The organism is Vibrio limimangrovi (genome assembly GCF_054064025.1).
Window position 1 is genome coordinate 444,431 of record NZ_JBSUGF010000008.1, and the last position, 22,508, is coordinate 466,938.

Sequence of the window (22,508 nt, forward strand, 5' to 3'; positions counted from 1 at the left end):
ATGGATGTTCAATCAAAATTGTTCGATCGTTCTACACTGCTGTTTTTGATTGTCTTAGGTGCAGCGCTTTGCTTGATTCCAGCGCTAAACCTGTTCTTTGCAGAAGGATCTGCGCTACACATTTCTACTTACACTGTGACGTTAATGGGTAAGTATCTGACCTATGCGCTGCTCGCAGTTGCGGTGGATTTGGTTTGGGGTTACTTAGGTATTCTGAGCTTAGGCCACGCGGCGTTTTTCGCACTGGGTGGCTACGCGATGGGTATGTATTTAATGCGTCAGATTGGTGACCGTGGCGTGTATGGTAACCCAGAGCTACCAGACTTCATGGTTTTCCTTAACTGGCAGGAGCTACCTTGGTTCTGGCACGGTTTTGACCAGTTCTGGTTTGCGATGTTGATGGTGGTGTTAGCGCCGGGATTACTCGCGTTTGTCTTTGGCTGGTTTGCTTTTCGCTCTCGTGTTACAGGTGTTTATCTATCCATTATCACTCAGGCACTGACGTTCGCCTTGCTGTTGGCTTTCTTCCGCAACGAGATGGGTTTTGGTGGTAACAATGGCTTAACCGACTTTAAAGATATTTTAGGTTTTGACCTGCAAGCGGATTCCACACGATTAACGTTGTTTGCGTTATCAGGCATCGCTCTCGGACTTGGCTATATGGCATGTCGATTCATTGTTGTCAGCCGACTAGGCCGAGTCGCCATGGCGGTACGCGACGCTGAAGCTCGTACACGCTTTACTGGCTACAAAGTGGAGTACGTCAAGCTCGCTATTTTCACTTTCTCTGCCGTACTCGCAGGCATTGCAGGCGCTTTGTATGTGCCGCAAGTAGGGATCATCAACCCATCAGAGTTCTCTCCACTTAACTCCATTGAACTAGTGGTTTGGGTAGCACTTGGCGGGCGCGCAACATTATACGGTGCAGTGGTTGGAGCGTTGGCGGTCAATTACGCAAAAACCTATTTAACCGCAGCGCTTCCGGAAGTGTGGCTGTTTAGCTTGGGGGCCATGTTTGTATTGGTGACGCTATTCCTGCCTCAGGGGGTGACAGGCTTAATCAAACGTAAAGAGGTGCATTCATGAGTATTTTAAGCCTTGCCAAAGAACTGACTGACCGCGAGCACGTTTATGAGTTTATGAAGCCGCAAGTCAACCCAATGCTCAAAGTCGGTCACGGTTGCTTGTTGTATTTAGAAGGTATCAGCGTGTCGTTTGACGGCTTTAAAGCGATCAACGACCTAAACCTCTACATCAAAGAGGGTGAGCTGCGCTGCATCATTGGTCCGAATGGCGCTGGTAAAACCACCATGATGGACATCATCACTGGCAAAACCCGCCCTGATACTGGCACCGCGTGGTTTGGTCAAAACATTAACCTGCTGCAAATGAGTGAGCCCGAGATCGCACAAGCTGGGATAGGACGCAAATTCCAAAAGCCTACGGTGTTTGAATCCCAGTCAGTATTCCACAATTTAGAGCTGGCAATGGCAGGGCCAAAAACGGTGTTTTCCACCCTGTTTGCCTCGCTCACGCCAAGTGAAGTGGATCATATTGATCATGTGCTCAAACAAATTGGTCTTTATGAACAGCGCGCTTTATTGGCTGGTGCGTTATCACATGGCCAAAAACAGTGGTTAGAAATCGGCATGTTATTGATGCAAAACCCGAAACTGTTGCTGGTTGATGAGCCTGTTGCGGGTATGACACACCAAGAGATGGACAGAACAGGCGAACTGCTGACGTCTTTGGCGGGCGAACGGACGATTGTGTTAGTCGAACACGATATGGACTTTGTTCGCTCGATAGCGCGTGACGTAACGGTTTTACACCAAGGCAGTGTATTGGCTGAGGGGACGATGGATCAAGTACAAAGCAACCGCAAAGTGGTGGAAGTCTATCTCGGAGAAGAAGCATGATTGAGATTAAAGGATTAAACCAGTTCTATGGACAGAGCCACACACTGTGGGATCTCGACATGCAAATACCTGAAGGCAAATGTACCGTTCTGATGGGACGTAATGGGGTAGGAAAAACAACTCTGTTGCAATGCATTATGGGGCTGCTTCCAACCAAGAGCGGAGAGATCAACTTTTTGGGACAAAACATTACCAAAATGGCGGCCGAGAAACGTGCGCCAATCGGAATAGGTTATGTCCCTCAGGGGCGTCAGATTTTCCCGTTGATGACCGTAGAAGAGAATCTCCGTATTGGCCTACCGATGCGTAAAGACGGCGCAAGACAAATTCCTGAGTTCATCTATGAGTTGTTTCCAGTACTGAAAGAGATGCTTCATCGTCGTGGCGGTGACCTATCTGGCGGTCAACAGCAGCAACTTGCGATCGGCCGCGCGTTGGTGATTGATCCTAAGCTACTTATTCTCGATGAACCTACCGAAGGCATTCAGCCGAATGTCGTGGCTGAAATTGGTGACATTATCCGCCGGCTGAATAAAGATATTGGTCTGACTGTGCTACTCGTCGAGCAGAAACTGCCTTTTGCACGTAAAGTCGCTGATAACTTTTGCATTATTGACCGTGGCCGCCAGGTGGCGATGGGAGAAATGGAAGAGCTTAATGATGCGTTAGTTAAGAAATATCTGACGGTGTAAGCAGATGAACAGCGTATTTAACATGTCAACCCAAACGCAGCGCCACTGGCCAGCTTATTTGTCGCTTGGCTTTAGCAAGTCAGGTGAAAAAACGCAGATGAAACGCATGGAGTTTCAAGGCCCGCTGCGCGTTCAGCGACCATTTTATCCCGAATTGGATGTCTGCCACGTTTATCTGCTACACCCGCCGGGTGGATTGGTATCGGGTGACGATTTAAGTATTCAGATTCATTGTCAGAGCGAAAGTCATGCGCTAATCACGACACCATCGGCGGGCAAAATTTATAAAGCCGACAGCAAAAACATAGAGCAAAAGCAGCATGTTGATATCGAAGTCGATAATGGAGCGTGCGAGTGGTTACCGATGGAAACCATCGTATTCAATGGTGCACACGGTAAGTTGACCACCAACGTTAATCTTTACGGTGACGCAAAGTTTATCGGTATCGATGTGTTCTGTTTAGGTCGCCCTAAAAGTCACTTTCCGTTTATGCAAGGAAGTGTTGAGCAGCGGTTATCCATCTATCAAGACGGCACGCCATTATTGCTTGAGCGCCAATATCTGGCCGCAGATGACCCGCTGCTGACGGCGATCAGTGGTTTCAACAGTAACTTAGTCTCTGGAACCTTAACGGTCGTCGGCCTGAGTGATGGTCAGGCTATGGTTGATAAGCTGCGTGAACATTTTTCCGCAGGTACACAAGGTACGCTGAGCATTACGTATCGACTCAATGTACTGCTTATTCGTTATTTGGGTGAATGCAGTGAACAAGCCCAAAAGCAACTACGAGCATGCTGGCAACTCATTCGTCCGGAGCTTCTACAACGCCCGGCATGCGCACCAAGAATTTGGAATACGTAAAAACCGAAGTCTGCAAAGAATAGCGGTGTGAAAAATAACGTAAAGGTCAGAGGGTTTAAAGATGGAACTATCTCCAAGAGACAAGGACAAGCTATTGCTGTTTACAGCGGCGTTAGTGGCAGAGCGCAGACTCGCACGCGGCGTAAAACTGAACTACCCAGAAGCGTCCGCCTATATTTCAGCGGCGATTATGGAAGGCGCGCGCGATGGTAAAACCGTTGCCCAACTTATGAGCGAGGGGCGCAGTTTATTGACCAAAGACGATGTGATGGATGGCATTGCGGAACTGTTAGAGGAAGTGCAGGTGGAAGTGACATTCCCTGATGGTACAAAGCTCGTCACTGTTCATAACCCGATTCAATAGGAGCAATCATGAAGCCTGGTGAATACATCTTAAGTGACGCTCCAATTGAACTGAATAAAGGGCGTCGTACCGAGCAACTAGCTGTGATTAATCATGGCGATCGTCCTATTCAGGTTGGCAGTCATTACCACTTTTTTGAAACCAATCCGGCACTGGATTTTGACCGAGAAAAAGCCAGAGGTATGCGATTAAACATCGCCGCTGGCACAGCTGTTCGTTTCGAGCCAGGTCAGACTCGCAACATTGAATTGGTCGAGATTGATGGTTCAAAAACCATATTTGGCTTCCGTGGCGAAGTGATGGGCAAGGTTTAAGGAGAGCGAAACAATGGCAGAAATTTCTCGTCGTGCCTACGCGGATATGTACGGCCCGACTGTAGGCGACAAAGTTCGCCTCGCCGACACTGAGCTATTTATTCAAGTGGAGCAGGATTTCACCGTGTACGGTGATGAAGTGAAATTTGGTGGTGGTAAAGTGATTCGTGATGGCATGGGACAAGGCCAGTTATGTCGAGATGAAGTGATGGATTGTGTCATCACCAATGCGCTAATTCTTGACCATTGGGGCATTGTAAAAGCGGATATCGGTATTAAAGATGGCAACATTGCGGCCATCGGGAAGGCTGGTAACAAAGACATTCAACCTGAAGTCAAGATTAACATTGGCGCGAGCACCGAAGTGATTGCTGGAGAAGGTCACATTGTAACGGCGGGTGCCATCGACGCACACATTCACTTTATCTGCCCGCAACAAATCGAAGAAGCTTTGATGGCGGGTACCACGACCATGATTGGTGGCGGGACAGGCCCTGCGACCGGCACGAATGCAACCACCTGTACACCCGGTGCCTGGAACATGGCACAAATGCTGCGCAGTACTGATCAAATGCCGATGAATTTTGGCTTTTTAGGCAAAGGTAACGCGAGTTTGCCTGAGCCGTTAGCAGAACAAATTGAAGCTGGCGCATGTGGGTTAAAACTCCACGAAGACTGGGGGACGACACCCGCGTCGATCGATAACTGTTTATCTGTGGCAGAAAAGTACGACGTACAGGTTGCGATTCATACTGACACCCTTAACGAGTCAGGTTTTGTCGAAGATACGCTGGCTGCATTCAAAGGTCGCACGATACACACCTACCATACCGAAGGTGCTGGGGGCGGCCATGCTCCGGACATTATTGTTGCATGTGGTCAGCCAAACGTATTGCCATCGTCAACCAACCCAACACGTCCTTACACGGTGAATACCGTTGACGAACATCTGGATATGTTGATGGTGTGTCACCACCTTGACCCGAATATTCCGGAAGATGTGGCGTTTGCCGATTCACGTATTCGTAAAGAAACCATTGCAGCCGAAGACATTCTCCACGACTTGGGTGCATTCTCTATGATTGCGTCGGATTCTCAAGCGATGGGGCGAGTAGGCGAAGTCATTACCCGTACCTGGCAAACTGCGCACAAGATGAAAATTCAACGTGGTTACCTGGATCAAGACAAAGCGATCCAGGCGGATAACTTCCGTGCTAAACGCTACATCGCGAAATACACCATTAATCCAGCGATAGCACATGGCGTTGACCACACAGTGGGTTCACTTGAAGTCGGTAAACTCGCGGATATTGTTCTTTGGAAACCGGCGTTCTTTGGCATTAAGCCCGCGTTAATTATTAAAGGCGGCTTTATCGCTGCAGCACCAATGGGAGACGCGAACGCGTCAATTCCGACGCCTCAGCCTGTTCATTACCGACGCATGTTTGGTGGCTTTGGCAGTGCTGCTTCTGCAACGTCTGTCACCTTTACCAGTAAAGCCGCGAGTGAAAATGGCCTCAAAGAGAAGTTAGGATTGCAGCGCCAACTGGTGGCGTGCAAAAACTGCCGGAGTGTGACCAAGAATGACATGATTCTTAATGACTACATGCCGACAGTAACAGTAGACCCTCAAACTTACGAAGTTCGCGCGGATGGCGAACTATTAACGTGCGACCCAGCCACCGAGTTACCGTTGGCGCAGCGTTACACCTTGTTCTAAGTGCTCAGTTTTTAGAAGGAATTTTGTTATGTACCGAGTAATTAGTCGCTCCGATCATCATCATGGCGAAATTGATGACTCCATTGTCTTGGCTTATGAAGTCCGTCAACGTGGGCGCTTTAGAGCTACAAGCAAGACTGGTATGGATGTAGGGGTTTTTCTGCCGCGCGGTGATGTTTTGCAAGATGGTGACTGTCTTTTTACTGAATGTGGAAAAGTGTTTCTGGTCGAAGCGCAAGAGGAAGATATTGTTACGGCTAGCGCAAAAGATTGGTTAACTTTTTCCAAAGCCTGCTATCACATGGGCAACCGTCATGTCCCGATGGCAATCGGCGAGCTTTGGCTGCGTTTTCAACCCGATCACGTTCTCGAAGAGATGGTTGAGTTATTTGGACTGGAATGTCGACATCATAAAGCGATGTTTAATCCAGAATCTGGAGCGTATCACGGAAGTGGTCACAATCACGGCCACTCAGATAGCGAACATCATCATGGTCACGGGGAGCACAGTCACTAATGCACGTACAGTCATTACTCTCTCTATTGCACCTGAGCAGCCCAAGCCTGCCTATTGGCGCGTTCGCTTATAGCCAGGGGTTGGAAACCGCAGTGGACCTGGAATGGGTAAGCGACGAAGCGACATTACAAACCTGGCTTGAGCCAATACTCAATCATGCTCAAGCCAATTTGGAAGTGCCCCTGTTGGTGCGTTGTTATCAAGCGTGGCAAAAAAACGACTTGGTTGCTCTGGAGCATTGGCAAGCGGTGTTATTGGCTAATAGAGAAACCGCTGAACTGGTAATGGAAGAGCAAAAGCTCGGGCAAACCTTTTATCGCTTATTAGTGAGCTTAGAACTGGAATTACCGCCTCAGGCAAAAAAGATGACTTATCTGCTGTTGTTTGCCAAAGCATGCCAGCACTTTGGCGTATCAATAGAGCAAGCAGCGACGGGGTGGCTTTGGTCGTGGCTGGAGAATCAAATCACGGTGGCATGTAAAACTGTACCGCTGGGGCAGACCTCAGCGCAACGCGTTCTTATCGCTTTGATGCCACAAATTGAACAAGCAATTACTACTGGGTTTGCGGTGGAAGATGAAGCCATAGGGCTGACTCTACCGAACTTTGCGATGGCCTGTGCATGGCATGAAACCCAATATTCAAGATTATTTAGGAGTTAACGATGAGTACACAATGTTTACGAGTTGGTGTGGGCGGCCCGGTTGGCTCAGGAAAAACGGCGTTATTGCGTCAGTTATGTTTAGCCATGCGCCAACACTATGATTTAGCGGTGGTCACTAACGACATTTACACCAAAGAAGATGCGGAGTTTCTGCTACGTAATGAAGCACTTGAGTCTGACCGTATTTTGGGTGTGGAGACGGGCGGCTGTCCGCACACCGCAATTCGAGAAGATGCATCTATGAACTTGGCTGCGATTGATGAACTGCAAGATCGCCATCCTGGTCTGGAGTTCGTACTGGTTGAAAGTGGCGGAGATAACTTAAGCGCGACGTTTAGTCCGGAATTATCTGATCTCACTCTGTATGTGATTGATGTCTGCGCCGGGGATAAAATTCCACGCAAAGGTGGCCCGGGTATTACTAAATCCGATCTGCTAATCATTAATAAAACTGACCTTGCTCCGATGGTGAACGCGTCTCTGGAAGTGATGGATCGTGATGCGAAAAAGATGCGTGGAGAAAAGCCATTTGTGTTCACTAACCTGATCCGTGGTGATGGTTTACAGGAAGTGATCGATTTTATTGTTGAACGCGGCATGCTGGAAAAGCGTGACGTGAAAGTTGAAGTAACGGAAGCATAAGGAATAGCGACATGAAAGGATTAATCAAAGGATTTGCTGCGAGTCTGGCATTAGTAAGTGCGAGCAGTTTTGCTCATACCGGCCACGCTATGCAGGCCAGTTTTTCTCAAGGATTTTTACACCCTTTGACTGGTTGGGATCACCTCTCTGCTCTGGCACTCATTGGGCTATTCCTGGCAACATTTGCGTTGCGCCGCGCGAGTCAAATTTCAGCTGTTATTATGGCCGCGATCATCGGCGGGTATGTCATTGGCTTGGAGTGGGCGGCGGCAACCTCAGTAGAAGCGTTAGTGGCTAGTTCTTTAATTGGTTTGCCAATAGCGTTTATGGCACTGAAAAAAGGTGGCCTTAAGAGTGTCGTCGCAACGGGTGCGATCGTTTTATTCAGTGTGTCACATGGCCTGGTTCAGGGCGCTGAAGCACAAGGTGCATTTGCGCAATTTGGTTTGGGTGTGATGCTAGCGAGTGCATTGGTGATTGGTGCAACGTACATGATCGCTCGACAAGTGCTGGTTGTAAAATCACGTTTTTCTCATCAATAAATGACCTTGTAGTCGTGGGTGTCTCCACGCTTTTATACAAGACTAAAAGATCAGTATGCCGACGAAAGTCGGCATTATTTTTTTAAGCGACGAAACGAATATATTTTTCGTCAGACATCACGGAAATTATTGCTTATGACACGCATTTAGTGAGCTTGTACACATCTAGCGGATGTTTTCGGATGTGAATACAAGTTCATTGATCTAACACCAAATTTTTGTATTTGAACAGTGCGCATAATTCCCTATCGGAGTCATAACTTGCTGCGTTTTTATCTCCTTCGGATAAGCATCTTCAAGAAATCACATATTCGAAAAGTTAATACGCCATCTTATGAATGAAATTCCTAACGTTTTTACACCATCTCAGGAAGAGAAGTTGACTATGCGTCCTTATCTCAAATACATTATTCCGACGGTCATTTCGTTACTCGTTTGGCTGATGCCTCTGTCTGCATTTCCATTTGACGGCATCACCATCATTCAACAGCGCGTTATAGCGATATTTTTGCTCGCAGCACTTTGTTGGGTGTTTGAGCCTATTCCTATTTATGCAACATCGGTAGTGATCATCGTCCTCGAATTATTGCTGGTGTCGGATAAAGGGATTGTGTTGTTTCGAACGCAAGAAGGGCAGCCGCATTTTGGTGATTTGCTGCAATATAACGAGATCATGGCGACCTTTGCCAGCCCGATCATCATGCTCTTCTTGGGCGGTTTCTTCTTAGCTATGGCGGCGACCAAATACCGCTTGGATGTCAATCTCGCCCGTGTATTGCTAAAGCCGTTTGGACAAAATCCTAAGTACGTTATGCTGGGATTGATGCTGATCACAGCCATCTTTTCCATGTTCATGTCTAACACGGCAACGACCGCAATGATGTTATCCATCCTTACTCCTGTGATTGCGGTATTCGGGCCGAAAGATCCAGGCAGGATAGCCTTTGCTTTGTGTATTCCGGTGGCGGCTAACATCGGTGGTATCGGGACACCAATCGGTACACCACCTAACGCGATTGCACTTAAATACTTAGTCGGTGACAACCTGATCACCTTTGGTGAATGGATGATGTTTGGTGTGCCTTTTGTCGTGATCATGATGGCACTAGCCTGGGTTCTTATCGGTGCTTTATACAAAGCGGATCAAACAACAATCAACCTGAATATTAAGAGTAAGTTTTTAAAAACGCCAAAAGCAATGATTGTGTACTTCACGTTTGCAGGCACGATAATTTTGTGGCTAATGGGCTCGGTTCATGGCATGAACTCTTACACGGTCGCATTAATTCCGGTTGCAGTGTTCTCTTTAACCGGCATCATTAATAAAGAAGATTTGAAGAAAATTTCCTGGGACGTGCTTTGGTTAGTGTCTGGTGGTATCGCCCTTGGGCTGGCGCTTGATAAAACCGGTTTGGCAAAGTTAGTTGTTCACAGTATTCCATTCGACCAATATTCGCCATACGTGGTGTTATTTGGCGCGGCTTTCCTTTGTTTAGCTATGGCCAACTTTATGTCACATACCGCAACGGCCAACTTGTTAATGCCAATTATGGCGGCATTAGGCAGTTCTATGGCATCGCTGACACCACTTGGCGGTGAAGTCACCTTAATTTTGGTTGTTACTTTTGCTGCATCACTTGGCATGTCTTTGCCGATCAGTACACCACCTAATGCCTTGGCGCACGCCACTGGCCATGTACAAAGTAATCAAATGGCAAGCGTCGGCGTGGTACTGGGTGTTATTGGGGTACTGCTAAGCTTTGTTATGGTCTGGATTCTGCATTCGGTAGGACACATTGGGTAACCCATGTACGAAACGAAATTAGATGCGTTAGTAGAGCGCTATTTTAATCAGAGTGAACGTCGCATTAGTGTAGCGGCGGGTTCGGTTTTGATTGAACAAGATGGCCATAACGATCGTCTGTATTTTGTACTATCTGGGGAGTTAACCGGCTACTTTGCCGAAGAAGATAAAAAGCCAATTCAGGTTTTCTCTGCCTCTGAGGGCGCATTTCTCGGCGTACATAGCTTCTTTTCTGGAACATGGACGGCATCTTCCACTGTGGTTGCTCTAACCAATGCAGAACTTGCATGGATAGAGCGTAGTACGCCGGCGGTGGAAGAGTCACAGTACGGGCCTCTAACAACGCAGTTTATGCCTGTCATCGTGAACGAGTTATCTCGTCGCCAACATCGAGCGATGGAAGAAGCGCTCGCGAAAGAAAAAGCACTACAAAAACTCCATACTGCAGAACAGATGACAACCTTGGGTCAACTTGCTGCGGGTATCGCTCACGAGCTCAACAATGCAATTGGCGTCGTGAGCAGCAAGTCTGAGCGTTTGGAAACGGTGATTATGGAACTGTTAGATGAAGTGCATCCAGAAGCGAGCCAATTTTTTGACTTCGGTTTGCTGCAAGGGCAGAAAGTATCGTCTAGTGAAGCCCGCAAGCGAGGTAAACATTTCGAAAAATATTACGGTTTACCCAGAGACGTTGCGAGAGATTTAGCACGTGCGGTACCTGAAGAATATCTCTCAGAGCATTGGCTGAAAAATCCGCAAGAGGCGATTCGATACTGGCAAATGGGAAGAGATCTTCATGATCTTCGTCTGGCGACTAAACATACTGTTGGCATTGTTCGCTCCGTTAAACAACTAGGCAGAGCTGATATCGATATTAACGAAGCTTTGAACATTAATGACTCAATCAACCGAGCGCTTGCGTTGCTACAAAGCGACTTGAGACGCGTAAAAGTTCGCTTCAGTCCTGCGGAACTGCCTCGTTTTATTGGCTCACAAACAGAGCTGGTGCAAATCTGGGTAAACATCATAAAAAATGCGTGTGATGCATTAATCAAGGTTGAATCACCAACGATAGAGATACAAACGCGCGCCAGTAAAGGCAGAATTTTAGTGACTATCGCTAATAACGGCCCGGAGATAGACGAAGCAACGCGCAGAAAAATATTCCAGCCAAACTTTACGACCAAGAAAGGTGGGTTGTCCTTTGGGCTCGGGTTGGGGCTGTCGATTGTAAAACGCATCGTAACAGGATGTGGCGGCTCTGTTGTTGTGAAGAGTGACAGTGATAAAACTATTTTTAGAATCAAATTACCGGTAGAGGGTGAACATGGAGAAGCTTAATTTAATTTGCGTTGATGACCAACGAGAGGTGTTAAGCGCGGTTTTGCTTGATTTAGAGTCATTGACTCAGTGGTTGAACATTGAGGATTGTGAGTCGGCGGATGAAGCGTTGGAACTAATGGATGAACTTGATGCAGAAGGTGAGATGATTGCATTGGTTATCTCGGATCATGTTATGCCAGGAAAAACGGGGGTTGAATTTCTCGCAGAGATTTCGAAAGACAGCCGTTTCACTCATACCAGAAAGGTACTACTCACGGGGCAAGCAACACATACAGATACCATCAATGCGATAAACATGGCTGGTATTGATCGCTATTTCGAGAAACCGTGGCAGGCAAATCAGTTGGTTGAATGCGTGAGAAACCTAGTGACGAAATACATCTTCGATATGGGGCTTGATTACACGCAATACCATGAACATCTTGATCAAAGTGTGGTTCTGGAACGACTTAGGTAACACACTCTGCCTTGATTCAAAATTAACTTCTATCACGGCTACGATATCAAGATCGTAGCTGTGTTAATCCCTTATCGTTTGGAAACAAAACCGCTACATCAACGTTGAGTTACTTATTTCTATTTTGGAAATATGTCGTACTATTCCTACGCATTATGCCTGTTTATGGTACTCCAAAATAGCGCTAATTGTTGGATGTCACCGAAGATTACTGACATGGCGGAGCGTGATAGTTCAGTTTTTCTACTAGTGGGTTTCTCATTTAAGACTTAATTAACTATGTGAAATAATGAGTAAAACTTTGTTTGCTTAAGTCTAAAAGGGACGAATTGAGATAGTAGGGGGTTTTAATGAAAGGTATAGCTAAATTAGCCTTTACTTATTTCTAGATTGGAAAGGGTGTGTTTGTTTTTTTTCATTAGTGGCAATACATCAGAAGGAGTAAACTGTGCGAGTAGTTTCAATAAAACTGCTGATAAATAGCAACAACGTTGTTTGGCTTAAAAAGGAGTGCACCCACTGCGTTCATTGTGTAGAAATAGCTCAGAACCAATCTAAATTAAAAAATGATGGGCTACTCTGTTTTACAGTGTTCGATTTGATGACGTCACAACGTACTTACTGCGTTGTAATGGTATCCGGTGGGGAATCTACCTTGCATATCTTTTTTCAACATGCCGACTGCGCAACCAGTACTACTCTTCATAGCTCTGTTTTTCAATGATCACTTGAGCTTATTTTTAAGGCCTCACTTGCGTCCAGTAATTGACAGGCGTCAAGCAGTTGCTGTTTAAGCCAACGTAAAGCCGGATCATTCAAGCTCGCTTTATTCCAAACCAAACTATAAGACACTTGGCCAAAATCAAATGGAAGTGGATGTTCGACTAATTCTTTCGTTTGTAGTGCGGCTCTAGCCCAGCGTTTGGAGCAGGTAAACAAGTAGTCAGAGTGATGACACATCACCGCCGCTGACCCAAAGTCCGCCACACGCATAGCGAGATTACGTTTATGGTGTCTCTGTTGCAGGTTTTGCTCGAAGTATGGCCGGGCAAGATCCTTATCGTGAATACCGATGTGCCTTGCACAAAGATACCTTTCGATCGTAAGTGGGTTTTGTGCAAGAGGATTTGAAGCGCCCATCAAGCAGATCAGTTCATCTTTTAATATTGTTTGCCAAACAAGGTCTTTGTTATGAGTAGGGGGCTGACTTAGATCATGTGGAAGCAGCAAAAAATCAATCTGACCTCGGATTAACGCGTCGAAGCTCATTTCATCTTTCGAATGAACATTGAGTTCGGCGTGGTTTCCAAGTTGTTTCGACAAGTTCTGTAAGACAGGTGCAAATAACTCAAACGAGCTTTCACGCATTGCGATTGAAAAGCTGCCCTGGTAATAGGCTGGATTAAATGACCCCTGATGCAGCAAACCGTTCATACTGGCCAAAATACCATGAACCGAAGGTCCAATATTTATCGCAAATGGCGTCGGTACAAGACGTGTGCCATCTCGGTAAAACAGCTCGTCTTTCAGCGTTTCACGCAGTTGGCTGAGCGTTTTACTCACGCTGGAAGGAGTGACACAAAGTCTCTCAGCTGCTTGAGTAACACTATGAGTCGTCAGCAACATATGTAAAACAGTAAGATGCTTTAAGCTGATTCTGGATAGAGTAATGTAGTCCATGGGTTCAATTTCGTTTTATTTTTATCTAGGTTAACAGTAATTATGTAATCGATTCCATTTATATTTTAAATAATATCGGATCATATGGCTGAAAACTGTTTGTGCCTCTAGCTTCCATCGCTGATTGATGATGGTTATTTTCGAGTTACTACCTATTGATAAACATGGACAACTAACTAGATTTAAAATTTGTCGTATCGATAAAAAACCTCAGTTGTTGTTGTTGGTTGAATTACTTATATAGACGCTTAAAACCAACACGATTGAACAAATACAATGAACGAACTGATCGATGCAATAGCGACTCATGGATACTACATTTGGGATGACTTTTTATCAGAAGAAGAGGTAACCCAATTGAGAGATTGCATACCTGATAATTGGAAAAAAGCACGCATTGGTCGTAATGAAGAGGTTACACGCGAAGATTCCATTCGTAGTGATAAGATTCAGTGGTTAAAGCCAGAAATGGGAACGCCAATAAAAGATTACCTCAGTAAGATGGAAGAAATTCGCCAAGAAGCAAACCGCCACTTATACCTAGGTTTATTTGAGTATGAATCACACTTTGCCAAATATGAGCAAGGTGACTTTTACAAGAAACACTTAGATAGTTTCAAAGGAAACGAAAACCGTCGGTTAACCACCGTATTTTACTTGAATGAATCCTGGAGCGAACAAGACGCAGGTGAGTTAGTGGTTTATGACTTAAACGACAACCTAATTGCGACCATTCCACCACGTGGAGGTCGTTTACTTGTGTTCTTGTCTGAGCAATTTCCACATGAAGTCCTGCCAACCAATGCAGAGCGATTCTCCATCGCAGGTTGGTTCCGAATCAATGGCGTCAGAGACAATCTATTAGATATCGCTAGCTAACTGATGCAGCTCTATTCCGCTTACAGAAATCCATGTGGGGCGTTTTCTTCGACGCCTCGCTGCTGATTGACCACACAGAACGAATCGTAAAAGTTCACTTTCCTGCTTTTCCTCGTAATTCCAATACTGCTGGCTATTTAAGCGGAAATGGGAATTCTATATTCCAACATTCATGTGTAAACAAAATATTACATGGTTGGATTTTTATTCTTACACTTCGCTTGTTCTTATCCTAAAGAACCTACAGTATCATCAACATTACAAAATATGGTGTCGGTTTCGATGGTGGATAAGCGATCTGATGCTGAAAATATCCAATAAGATGTAAAGATATATATACAATGAGTCGTTCTAAAGTGTTTGGTAGTACCCTAATTATTGCAGGGACTACAATTGGTGCCGGAATGCTGGCGCTTCCTCTTGCTTCTGCTGGAATCGGTTTTTCTGCTTCTATCGCTATTATGTTAGGTTTGTGGGCGTTAATGGCATTTACCGCTCTACTTATGCTAGAGCTTCATCAATACGCTGAGAGTAGCGCGACGCTTCACACTCTGGCTAAACAAATTCTCGGTCAGAAGGGGAAGTGGGTCGCCAGTTTCGCGATGCTATTTTTATTCTACTCATTGTGCGCAGCATATATCGCTGGCGGTGGAGCTCAATTTGGCGAGCGATTAACGCAGTGGTTTGGTTTTGATATTTCAGGATCAACATCAACCATTATCTTCACTCTTATCGTTACGTTGGTTGTCACTATTGGAACGGGTACGGTGGATAAAGTTAACCGCGTATTATTTTCAATGAAGCTGCTTTCGATGGTCGCAGTATTGTTTTTCTTAGCACCAAACGTGACCCAATCTTACTTATTGAGTATGCCAATTGAGCAGGGTCTTATTGTTGCAGCGATTCCAGTGATTTTTACCTCTTTTGGTTTTCATGGCAGTATCCCTGCAATTGTGAACTATCTCGATGGAGATACTTCATCGCTACGTAAAGCGGTACTTATCGGATCGACCATTCCACTGGTTATTTACATCTTCTGGCAGATCGTTACTTTAGGCGTGGTCAGCCAGGATACCTTGATCGAAAATGGCGGCTTGAGCGCTCTTATCGGCCAGCTGTCACAGACGGTTCACCAATCTAATCTGGGGAATATTGTTGGTGTATTCGCTGACCTCGCGCTACTGACTTCTTTTCTTGGTGTGAGTCTGGGTTTATTTGAGTTTCTGGGTGACACGATTAAGGGTAGCAGTGATAAGCCAAATCGTTTGTTAGCTGCGTTGATTACGTTTACTCCGCCATTGGGCTTCGCTCTGTTTTACCCACAAGGGTTTATAATGGCGCTAGGTTACGCTGCGATTGCGCTCGCTATTCTCGCCATATTTTTGCCTTTGGTGATGGTAATCAAGGTTCGTCGCTCTGAGGACTTTGAGGGCAATTATCGTGTGGCTGGTGGGCAGGGCGCGTTAGTTCTTACAGGTATCGTAGGCACTGGAATAGTGGTAGCACAACTTTTAATCACGCTTGGAGTTCTACCAGCACTAGGTTAATTTCTTCCATTTCTCAGATACTTCCAAAAGCCAATGAGTCATACTCGTTGGCTTTTTTAATGTGGATCAAGTTAGTTAAATATAGTCCCTGAAAAAATTGGCGAAAATCTAACTTTATTTCGTACACTTATGTTGTGGTGTATCAAAAATATGAGTGGAGAAAATTTGCTCTGATAACAGAAAAATTGCTGATAATAAGGAGCTTTTTCACCTGGTATCTTATTTGACTGGGGAGCTGGAGAATGGCACACCGTAGTTTTTACCCGTTTGCAAAGCCACTGAACGAGCAACTGCAAGCGCTGAAAAATAGGATGCAGGCACATTTGCCATGTATCGATAGGGTGTCCTTTGCAAAATATCACCCCAAACAAGATCTGCTTAAATCTTTTGCAGATACCGAGTTTGATCACTGGGATTTAGCTCACTATGAGACCCACTTGCGTAAACTTCCTAACCTCTTTATCGCGGCTCAAAACGGGGTGCCTCGTATCGTCGATGATCTATACGAGGTTGGTCAAAGTGAACGAGTTAAAATCTTACTGGAACATGGCTATCGTTCATCTGCTGCCATTCCTTGCTATGAACATGAACTGTTTTCTGGCTTCGTCTTTTTAAATTCGATTCAACCACACGCGTTTACATTAGAAGCATTAGATAGCCTAAAACCGTACTTTGATATGGTTGAGTTTGCTGTTGAGTCCGAAGATCACGTAGTGCAAGAGATCGAAAGATTCGCAGACAGGAAACAATGCATGATGCCTGGCTACTGTCCGGAATGTTACGCGCACTCCAGACGAATGAGACTCTACGCTTATTTGATCGGTTCCAGAGTTGCTGAACATCATCATTTGACGGATGAAATCGTCGAGCAAATTGGTATTTTTGCTCAATTCCACGCTGTGAGTGATCGACGCCTGCCACCCGATATTGCCTGCGGCCGTAATCATTTTTCTGCGGATCAAAAAGCGATACTTATCAGCCATATTGAGCAGTGTATTGAGTCTGCTGACGACATAGTAGCCCGAGTTGGTAGTCCTGTGCATCCGAGCGTAGTGCTGTTCATGCAAATAGTGACTTACCAGTATGAAAACTTAAATGGTTCTGGTTATCCGTATGGGTTAGAAGAGAAAGATATTCCGATCGCTGCTCAGATTGTTGCGGTTGCGAACGCCTTCGACGTATTAACAACCCATCATCCAAATCGTCAGGCATGGTCAATTCCATATGCACTCATTGAATTGGAGAAATGGGTGCACGAAGGCTTATTGTCTGGTGAGTGTGTCAATGTCTTACGTGAGCACCAAATGTATCTAAAACAAATTATCCAGAAATTTCCAGAGCATTGTGCTAACTGAGATCGGGTTCAGCTTATCGTTTAATTTAAAGGAGAAGAGATATTGACGAGTAGGATTTTATAAACAATACTGTACGCACATACAGTATTGTGGTTTAGATTACGTTTGGAGGTGAAGTATGTTGTGGGAAACCCTAGAAAGAGTAAACCGCTTACGCCAACAAGCACTCGCGAATCCTGAGTTTGTGGAGTCAGCCAAAGAGCATGAACACGCATTACAGGAGCAAGAGTATCATTATCAACCAAAGAGATCGCGTTCAGCTAAAGGCAGGCAAGATAAAAAATCATTAGCTGATATCTACAAAGAAGTGGAGTTTAGCGCAGAATCTCGTCACTAATCCTATCTATCAAAGCTGCGGCTTTATCCTGTTTTTCTTACGCCGCAGCGTAACTCTTACTGATGAGCTAAGAATAGCTCGGGGAATGTCGTCTGGTAGCAATACAGAAAATTAGAAGGTGAGAGATTTTGGGGTGTTTTTAAACCCGCTAAGGCTTTTGTCAGTTAAGGATGCTATTCAGATAAGTGCAGTGACAAAGAATTGCCACTGCTAACCATCGAGTGATATTAAAAGTCGGCTTTACGCACGTAGTGCGGGTTTTTGTATTTCTTCTCTGGACCAAATGAAGAAACAACCAGCTTATTCCACAGTGACTTATCAAACTCGCCTTTCGGAATTGAAGGGTAGAGTGTTTCCTCCTCTTCTCTCGCGAAGTTGGCGTACTGCTTTTTCTTTATTTGGTTGTATTTTTTGGCAATTTGATTGTGTTTTGAAACCCACTCCAGTTTGTACTCACGAAGCACTTGTTCAGCTTTGTCTTCACTCATGCGTGAAAGAAACAGTCTTTTATAAGACACTTTTCTGTCTAGCATAGTTCTCATGACGGTCTGAATGTATTTGCCGTGATGTGTAATGGAGATGTCTTTTTCATCAATAGGAGTAATGCACCAGCCCTTTGGAAGAAAGTCTGGCTTCTTAAATTGCTTGTTACGTTCCATCAGCGCCTGATGTAATACTAAATCAGAAGTTCCGCGAAACGTTTTTTGCCATTTACCAATACGAATTTGAATCGAACCTGGCAAACGATAAATATTAGTAAACTTATCTTTATCCATGGACTTTGGTCATGAGATTAATATGCAAAATTAGAAAGAAATTACCAGCCTATCGAGCACTAATTATTAGACTGGCTGAATTTATTGACGATTTTACAACGACATCGCGTCACTTAGCGAGGGGTTATGTCAATAATCGGTGAGGAAATAGAAAATAAATGCAGATTGTGAAGGTATGTAGCGCTAAATAGCACGCCCGTACAACATTTACGGGCGTATTTTTCAAACAGCCTCTTCTAATTGACTGGCGTCTTCATCCACAATTTCTTGCAGGTGTCTGCTCGCTTGCTGTAACTGGTACATCTGTGCGTAGCGTCCATTTTGCTTAAGCAGCGATTTGTGCGTCCCTTGCTCAACCAAATCACCATGATGCAGAACGACAATTTGGTCGGCATCCAAAATCGTAGAGAGTCGATGAGCAATCACGACTAAAGTCATATTTTGACGTAATACCGACAGGCTCTTTTGAATCAACGCTTCAGTACCCGAGTCAATGTTTGCCGTAGCTTCATCCAGTATGAGAATCTTAGGTTTCGCTACCAATACGCGAGCCAAAGCAAGCAGCTGCTTCTGACCTGCCGAAAGGTTGGTTTCCCCTTGACCTAACTGAGTATCCAATCCGTTAGGGTAACGGCGGATTTGTTCCGATAAACCGACCTTCTCTAAGGCATCCCATATCTCTGAATCCTTCACCACACGCCCCAGAGAAATGTTCTCGCGAACTGATTCCGGAAGAATATGAGGATCTTGTTGAACCATCGCCACGTCTTTACGAAGTACATGTTTCGCGAGCGTATTTAGTGGGCGGTCATCAATCAGCAAGTGACCAATTTCAGTCGGATAGAAACCCATTAGAAGCGAGGCTAGGGTACTTTTACCACTGCCTGTATGGCCAACGAGTGCGATGAAGTCTTGGTGGTCTGCTTTTATCGAGATGTCTTTTAATACATCCTGTTTACCATCGTAGCTAAATGTCAGGTTTTTTATCTCGATAGCACCCGTTTTGAGTTCTCGATTATCATCGCCGTATGTCTGTTCTTTTGCGTCGATAAGTTCGAACACTCGCTCACTCGATACTAGTGCTTGTTGCAAAAGAGCGAGTTGTTGAGTCATTTCAATCAAAGGCTCAGTAACTCGCCCCAGATAACTGATGAACGCATAAAGCACACCAACACCAATCATATCAACGCCATTGAAACCAAAAATAGCGACTAAACTCAACAACGCCAGGCCTGCTAACAAGTCCATAAGAGGGCGTAATAAATATCCGTTCAGTCGGATGACTTTTTTAGACGCAACCAAGTGCTCGGCAGTGAGTTCGTTAAACTGCTGGTTAAAACGTTTTTCTTGTTGCATCAACTGTACAACACTCATCCCTTGTATTGATTCACTTAAGTTAGCGTTGATGTCAGTGAGTAAGTCGCGCATTCTGCGGTAACTTTCTGTACTGAGCTGCTTAAACAGATACATAAAACCAATCACAATTGGCAACAGTACGATAACGACGAGCGTAAGTTGCCAGCTCATAAAGAACATGACTCCCAACATCACGATGATCATCACTGCATTTTTTACCACCGTCGCAATTAAAAGCTCATAAAACTGCTGGAGCGATTCAGTATCGTTGGTGATTCGAGATACCAGTTTGCCTGCCGGAGTGTAATCGAAAGCAGAGAGGGGTTGCTTGATTACTCCGGAAAATACTTGTTTACGAATCGTTTTAATGGTGTTGGTTGCGACAATACTAAATTGCAGTGACTGAAAGTATTGGAAAGTCGCCGAAATGACCTGAAGCGAAATGTAACCAGCGGCCAGCGTGATCAACACGCTTTGCGAGTAATCACCTTTGGCAATGTGTTCATCGATAAAATACTGAATCAACCATGGACCACCAGCACTAGCTAACGCAGCGATAAACAGCAGACCTAATCCCTTGAGCATAGGTTTTGGCTGAGACAATGGATAAGACAACAACCGCTTGAGTGTGCTCGTCTGTTTCATCTGTTACTCCTCCATAGCCTGTTCTAGTTTTTGGTACTGTAACATTTCTGCGTACCAACCTTGGTTGTGTTCCAATTGTTTATGACGACCTCGCTCCGTAATATGGCCGTGATTAAGAACGATGATCTCATCTGCGGCTTTGAGTGCAGTTAAACGGTGCGCAATCACAATTAAGGCTTGATCACGATAGTGTGTTTCAAGGTTTTTCAGAATTTGGTGCTCTGTACGCCCATCGACGGCAGACAAAGCGTCATCCAGCACAAGTATTGGTGCATTGAGTAACATGGCTCGTGCAATCGCAATACGCTGCTTCTGACCACCTGAAAGAGTAATGCCTTTCTCACCAACTTCGGTGTTGTATCCGTCCGGAAACTTTTCTATGTCGTCGTGAATACAAGCCAGTTTTGCCGCTCGATACACTTCCTCTTTGGACGCTGTTGGGTTTCCTAATGCGATGTTGTCGAAGATCGACTTCGAGAAAAGGAACGGGCTCTGATTCACCACGGCGAATCGATTTCGCCATTGTGGCAACAGTGCGTTTTTGATCGACACATCACCAAATGTAATTGTGCCATTTTCCAAATCGTGCTGACGGAGAAGAAGCGTCAGTAACGTTGATTTACCGCTCCCTACAGGGCCTGCGATGCCAAGCATTTTTCCCGGTTCCAGCGTCACATTAATGTCTGCAAGGGCTGGAGGCAGATCGGTTGACCAATGAAACGTATCAATATTAATTTGCAGTGGTAAAGGTTTATCTTGTAGCGGGGTGTTACCACTGACAATTTCAGGTTGCTCGTCGAAGATTTCTTGCAGTCGATTCCATGCTGCCGATCCACGCTCTAATATGTTGAACAGGAAAGCAAACGCCAGCATTGGCCAAATCATTAATCCGAGATACATAGTGAAAGCGGTTAAGTCACCAAGAGAAATTTCTCCCTTATCGACAAGATACGCACCTGAAGCAACACTCAGCAAAAACGACACGCCGATAGTCAGCTGAATGGCAGGGTCGAAGCGAGCATCCACACGGGCTACAGCGATATTCTTTGCGCCCGTATCGTCAACAACATCTTCAAAACGTTGTTGTTCTTGTTTCTCTAATCCGAAAGCACGCAGCATACGGATGCCGTTTAACGACTCTTGAGTCATGTCTGACATCGTAGAGAATGCTTCCTGAGCGATACGAAAGCGCTGATGGAGAATTCGTACAATATAGAAAATGATGATGGCAAGAAACGGCATCGGCAGTAATGCCATTACGGTTAGTTTCCAGCTAACTTGAGTTACCATAACAATAAGTACAGCAATACCAGTAATGAAAGAGTCCGCAGCGGTGAGAACACCTTCGCCAGCGGTCATTACAATGTTTCTGACATCATTGGTACCACGTGCCATTAAGTCGCCGGTTTTGTAACGTTCAAAAAAGCGCGGGGGTTGTGTTGAAAGGTGACGGTAGAGCTTGTTACGCAGGATAGTACCTAGCTCCCAACTTGCTCCAAACAGCCAAATACGCCACAGAATTCTACAGACATAGATTATGACAAATATGGAAGTAAGGCCTAACAACCACATAATTAACGTGCTTGTTTCTAAAGTGTTATCAACCACACCATCAACGATAACGCCCACCGCTTTTGGCGGTATTAGTTGGAGGACTGAAATCATTGCCAACAGTAAAATTGAGCCTACGTAGTGTTTCCATTTTTGTTTGAAATACCAACGCAGCTGCCAGAAAATTTTCATTACGCCTCCCAACTTAATTTATTGAAATTATTATGGAACCATTATTGAGCGAAATGGAAAGTTTACAAGCACAAATATTGAGCACAGACAAAAACGATAGATTGTATTGATTTTGAATATATGCTCTACAGAATTACTCGCATTCTTACTGCAACCCGGCAGTGTAACAAGATTATGTGAAATTAATGTTAACTTGCATTTTCAGCTTGTTTATAACAAATAAGACATCAAAGGGATAAAATATAGGTTTAATGGTGCGAAAAATGCGTAGCAGAGCGCAGTTTTTCATGTATTGATAAGAACAGTGTAAAGATATAGGAAATAATTCAGCTCGGAAACTGTGAGTAGT

At 45.0% G+C, this 22,508-nt stretch carries 22 protein-coding genes; 18 read left to right on the forward strand and 4 right to left on the reverse strand.

The features are described from left to right. From urtC to ACWYU8_RS12850, 14 genes are all read left to right on the forward strand, one after another. The gene (gene urtC, locus ACWYU8_RS12785) at nt 1-1,086 is read left to right on the forward strand and encodes an urea ABC transporter permease subunit UrtC (RefSeq protein ID WP_457519958.1); all 1,086 of its coding nucleotides are present in this window, start codon (nt 1-3) and stop codon (nt 1,084-1,086) included. Nucleotides 1,087-1,139: 53 nt separating this feature from the next. Continuing rightward, a complete protein-coding gene (urtD, locus tag ACWYU8_RS12790; protein WP_457520192.1) occupies nt 1,140-1,919 on the forward strand; it encodes an urea ABC transporter ATP-binding protein UrtD in 780 nt (259 codons plus the stop codon). Beyond that, nucleotides 1,916-2,611 carry an urea ABC transporter ATP-binding subunit UrtE gene (gene urtE, locus ACWYU8_RS12795; RefSeq protein WP_457519959.1) on the forward strand — a complete coding sequence of 232 codons (696 nt, stop codon included), beginning with the start codon at nt 1,916-1,918 and terminating at the stop codon, nt 2,609-2,611. The genes urtD and urtE overlap by 4 nt, the downstream gene beginning before the upstream one ends. 4 nt (nt 2,612-2,615) lie before the next feature. Next, entirely contained in the window at nt 2,616-3,473 is an 858-nt protein-coding gene (locus ACWYU8_RS12800) for an urease accessory protein UreD (protein ID WP_457519961.1), read from the forward strand. 61 nt (nt 3,474-3,534) lie between these two features. Further along, nucleotides 3,535-3,837 (forward strand): urease subunit gamma, encoded by a 303-nt coding sequence (ureA, locus tag ACWYU8_RS12805; RefSeq protein ID WP_457519963.1) that lies wholly within the window; start codon nt 3,535-3,537, stop codon nt 3,835-3,837. 8 nt (nt 3,838-3,845) lie between these two features. Further along, the gene (locus ACWYU8_RS12810) at nt 3,846-4,151 is read left to right on the forward strand and encodes an urease subunit beta (RefSeq protein WP_457519965.1); all 306 of its coding nucleotides are present in this window, start codon (nt 3,846-3,848) and stop codon (nt 4,149-4,151) included. Between the two features lie 13 nt (nt 4,152-4,164). Then, nucleotides 4,165-5,871, forward strand: coding sequence for an urease subunit alpha (ureC, locus tag ACWYU8_RS12815; protein WP_457519967.1), 1,707 nt, complete (start codon nt 4,165-4,167; stop codon nt 5,869-5,871). 28 nt (nt 5,872-5,899) lie between these two features. After that, on the forward strand, nt 5,900-6,388 hold the full coding sequence (gene ureE / locus ACWYU8_RS12820; RefSeq protein ID WP_457519969.1) for an urease accessory protein UreE: 489 nt from the start codon (nt 5,900-5,902) through the stop codon (nt 6,386-6,388). After that, a complete protein-coding gene (locus ACWYU8_RS12825; protein WP_457519971.1) occupies nt 6,388-7,050 on the forward strand; it encodes an urease accessory protein UreF in 663 nt (220 codons plus the stop codon). The genes ureE and ACWYU8_RS12825 overlap by 1 nt, the downstream gene beginning before the upstream one ends. 2 nt (nt 7,051-7,052) lie before the next feature. Further along, on the forward strand, nt 7,053-7,694 hold the full coding sequence (ureG, locus tag ACWYU8_RS12830) for an urease accessory protein UreG (protein ID WP_444492552.1): 642 nt from the start codon (nt 7,053-7,055) through the stop codon (nt 7,692-7,694). An 11-nt stretch (nt 7,695-7,705) separates the two neighbouring features. Further along, complete coding sequence (locus ACWYU8_RS12835; RefSeq protein WP_457519973.1) at nt 7,706-8,236, forward strand: HupE/UreJ family protein; 531 nt, start codon at nt 7,706-7,708, stop codon at nt 8,234-8,236. Between the two features lie 385 nt (nt 8,237-8,621). Next, on the forward strand, nt 8,622-10,040 hold the full coding sequence (locus ACWYU8_RS12840) for an SLC13 family permease (RefSeq protein ID WP_457520193.1): 1,419 nt from the start codon (nt 8,622-8,624) through the stop codon (nt 10,038-10,040). A gap of 3 nt (nt 10,041-10,043) precedes the next feature. After that, nucleotides 10,044-11,381 (forward strand): ATP-binding protein, encoded by a 1,338-nt coding sequence (locus ACWYU8_RS12845; protein ID WP_457519975.1) that lies wholly within the window; start codon nt 10,044-10,046, stop codon nt 11,379-11,381. Continuing rightward, on the forward strand, nt 11,368-11,841 hold the full coding sequence (locus ACWYU8_RS12850; protein ID WP_457519977.1) for a response regulator: 474 nt from the start codon (nt 11,368-11,370) through the stop codon (nt 11,839-11,841). The genes ACWYU8_RS12845 and ACWYU8_RS12850 overlap by 14 nt, the downstream gene beginning before the upstream one ends. A 717-nt stretch (nt 11,842-12,558) precedes the next feature. Here ACWYU8_RS12850 and ACWYU8_RS12855 read toward each other — a convergent pair. Further along, nucleotides 12,559-13,521, reverse strand: a complete 963-nt coding sequence (locus ACWYU8_RS12855) for a LysR family transcriptional regulator (RefSeq protein WP_457519979.1) — start codon at nt 13,519-13,521, stop codon at nt 12,559-12,561. A gap of 276 nt (nt 13,522-13,797) precedes the next feature. Between ACWYU8_RS12855 and ACWYU8_RS12860 the strand changes: the two genes are divergently transcribed. The 4 genes from ACWYU8_RS12860 (at nt 13,798) to ACWYU8_RS12875 (ending at nt 17,639) form a co-directional block, all read left to right on the forward strand. Beyond that, nucleotides 13,798-14,400 carry a 2OG-Fe(II) oxygenase gene (locus ACWYU8_RS12860; RefSeq protein ID WP_457519981.1) on the forward strand — a complete coding sequence of 201 codons (603 nt, stop codon included), beginning with the start codon at nt 13,798-13,800 and terminating at the stop codon, nt 14,398-14,400. Between the two features lie 341 nt (nt 14,401-14,741). Further along, a complete protein-coding gene (locus ACWYU8_RS12865; protein WP_457519983.1) occupies nt 14,742-15,947 on the forward strand; it encodes an aromatic amino acid transport family protein in 1,206 nt (401 codons plus the stop codon). 242 nt (nt 15,948-16,189) lie between these two features. Continuing rightward, a complete protein-coding gene (locus ACWYU8_RS12870; RefSeq protein ID WP_457519985.1) occupies nt 16,190-17,302 on the forward strand; it encodes an HD-GYP domain-containing protein in 1,113 nt (370 codons plus the stop codon). A 118-nt stretch (nt 17,303-17,420) separates the two neighbouring features. Beyond that, the gene (locus ACWYU8_RS12875) at nt 17,421-17,639 is read left to right on the forward strand and encodes a hypothetical protein (protein ID WP_457519987.1); all 219 of its coding nucleotides are present in this window, start codon (nt 17,421-17,423) and stop codon (nt 17,637-17,639) included. 227 nt (nt 17,640-17,866) lie between these two features. On the opposite strand, the gene ACWYU8_RS12880 is transcribed toward ACWYU8_RS12875, so the two are convergent. The 3 genes from ACWYU8_RS12880 to ACWYU8_RS12890 form a co-directional block, all read right to left on the reverse strand. Beyond that, nucleotides 17,867-18,415, reverse strand: coding sequence for an MSHA operon transcriptional regulator (locus tag ACWYU8_RS12880; protein WP_457519989.1), 549 nt, complete (start codon nt 18,413-18,415; stop codon nt 17,867-17,869). Nucleotides 18,416-18,637: 222 nt separating this feature from the next. Beyond that, nucleotides 18,638-20,416, reverse strand: coding sequence for an ABC transporter transmembrane domain-containing protein (locus tag ACWYU8_RS12885; RefSeq protein ID WP_457519991.1), 1,779 nt, complete (start codon nt 20,414-20,416; stop codon nt 18,638-18,640). A 3-nt stretch (nt 20,417-20,419) separates the two neighbouring features. Then, a complete protein-coding gene (locus tag ACWYU8_RS12890) occupies nt 20,420-22,159 on the reverse strand; it encodes an ABC transporter transmembrane domain-containing protein (RefSeq protein ID WP_457519993.1) in 1,740 nt (579 codons plus the stop codon). Between the last annotated feature and the right edge of the window lie 349 nt (nt 22,160-22,508).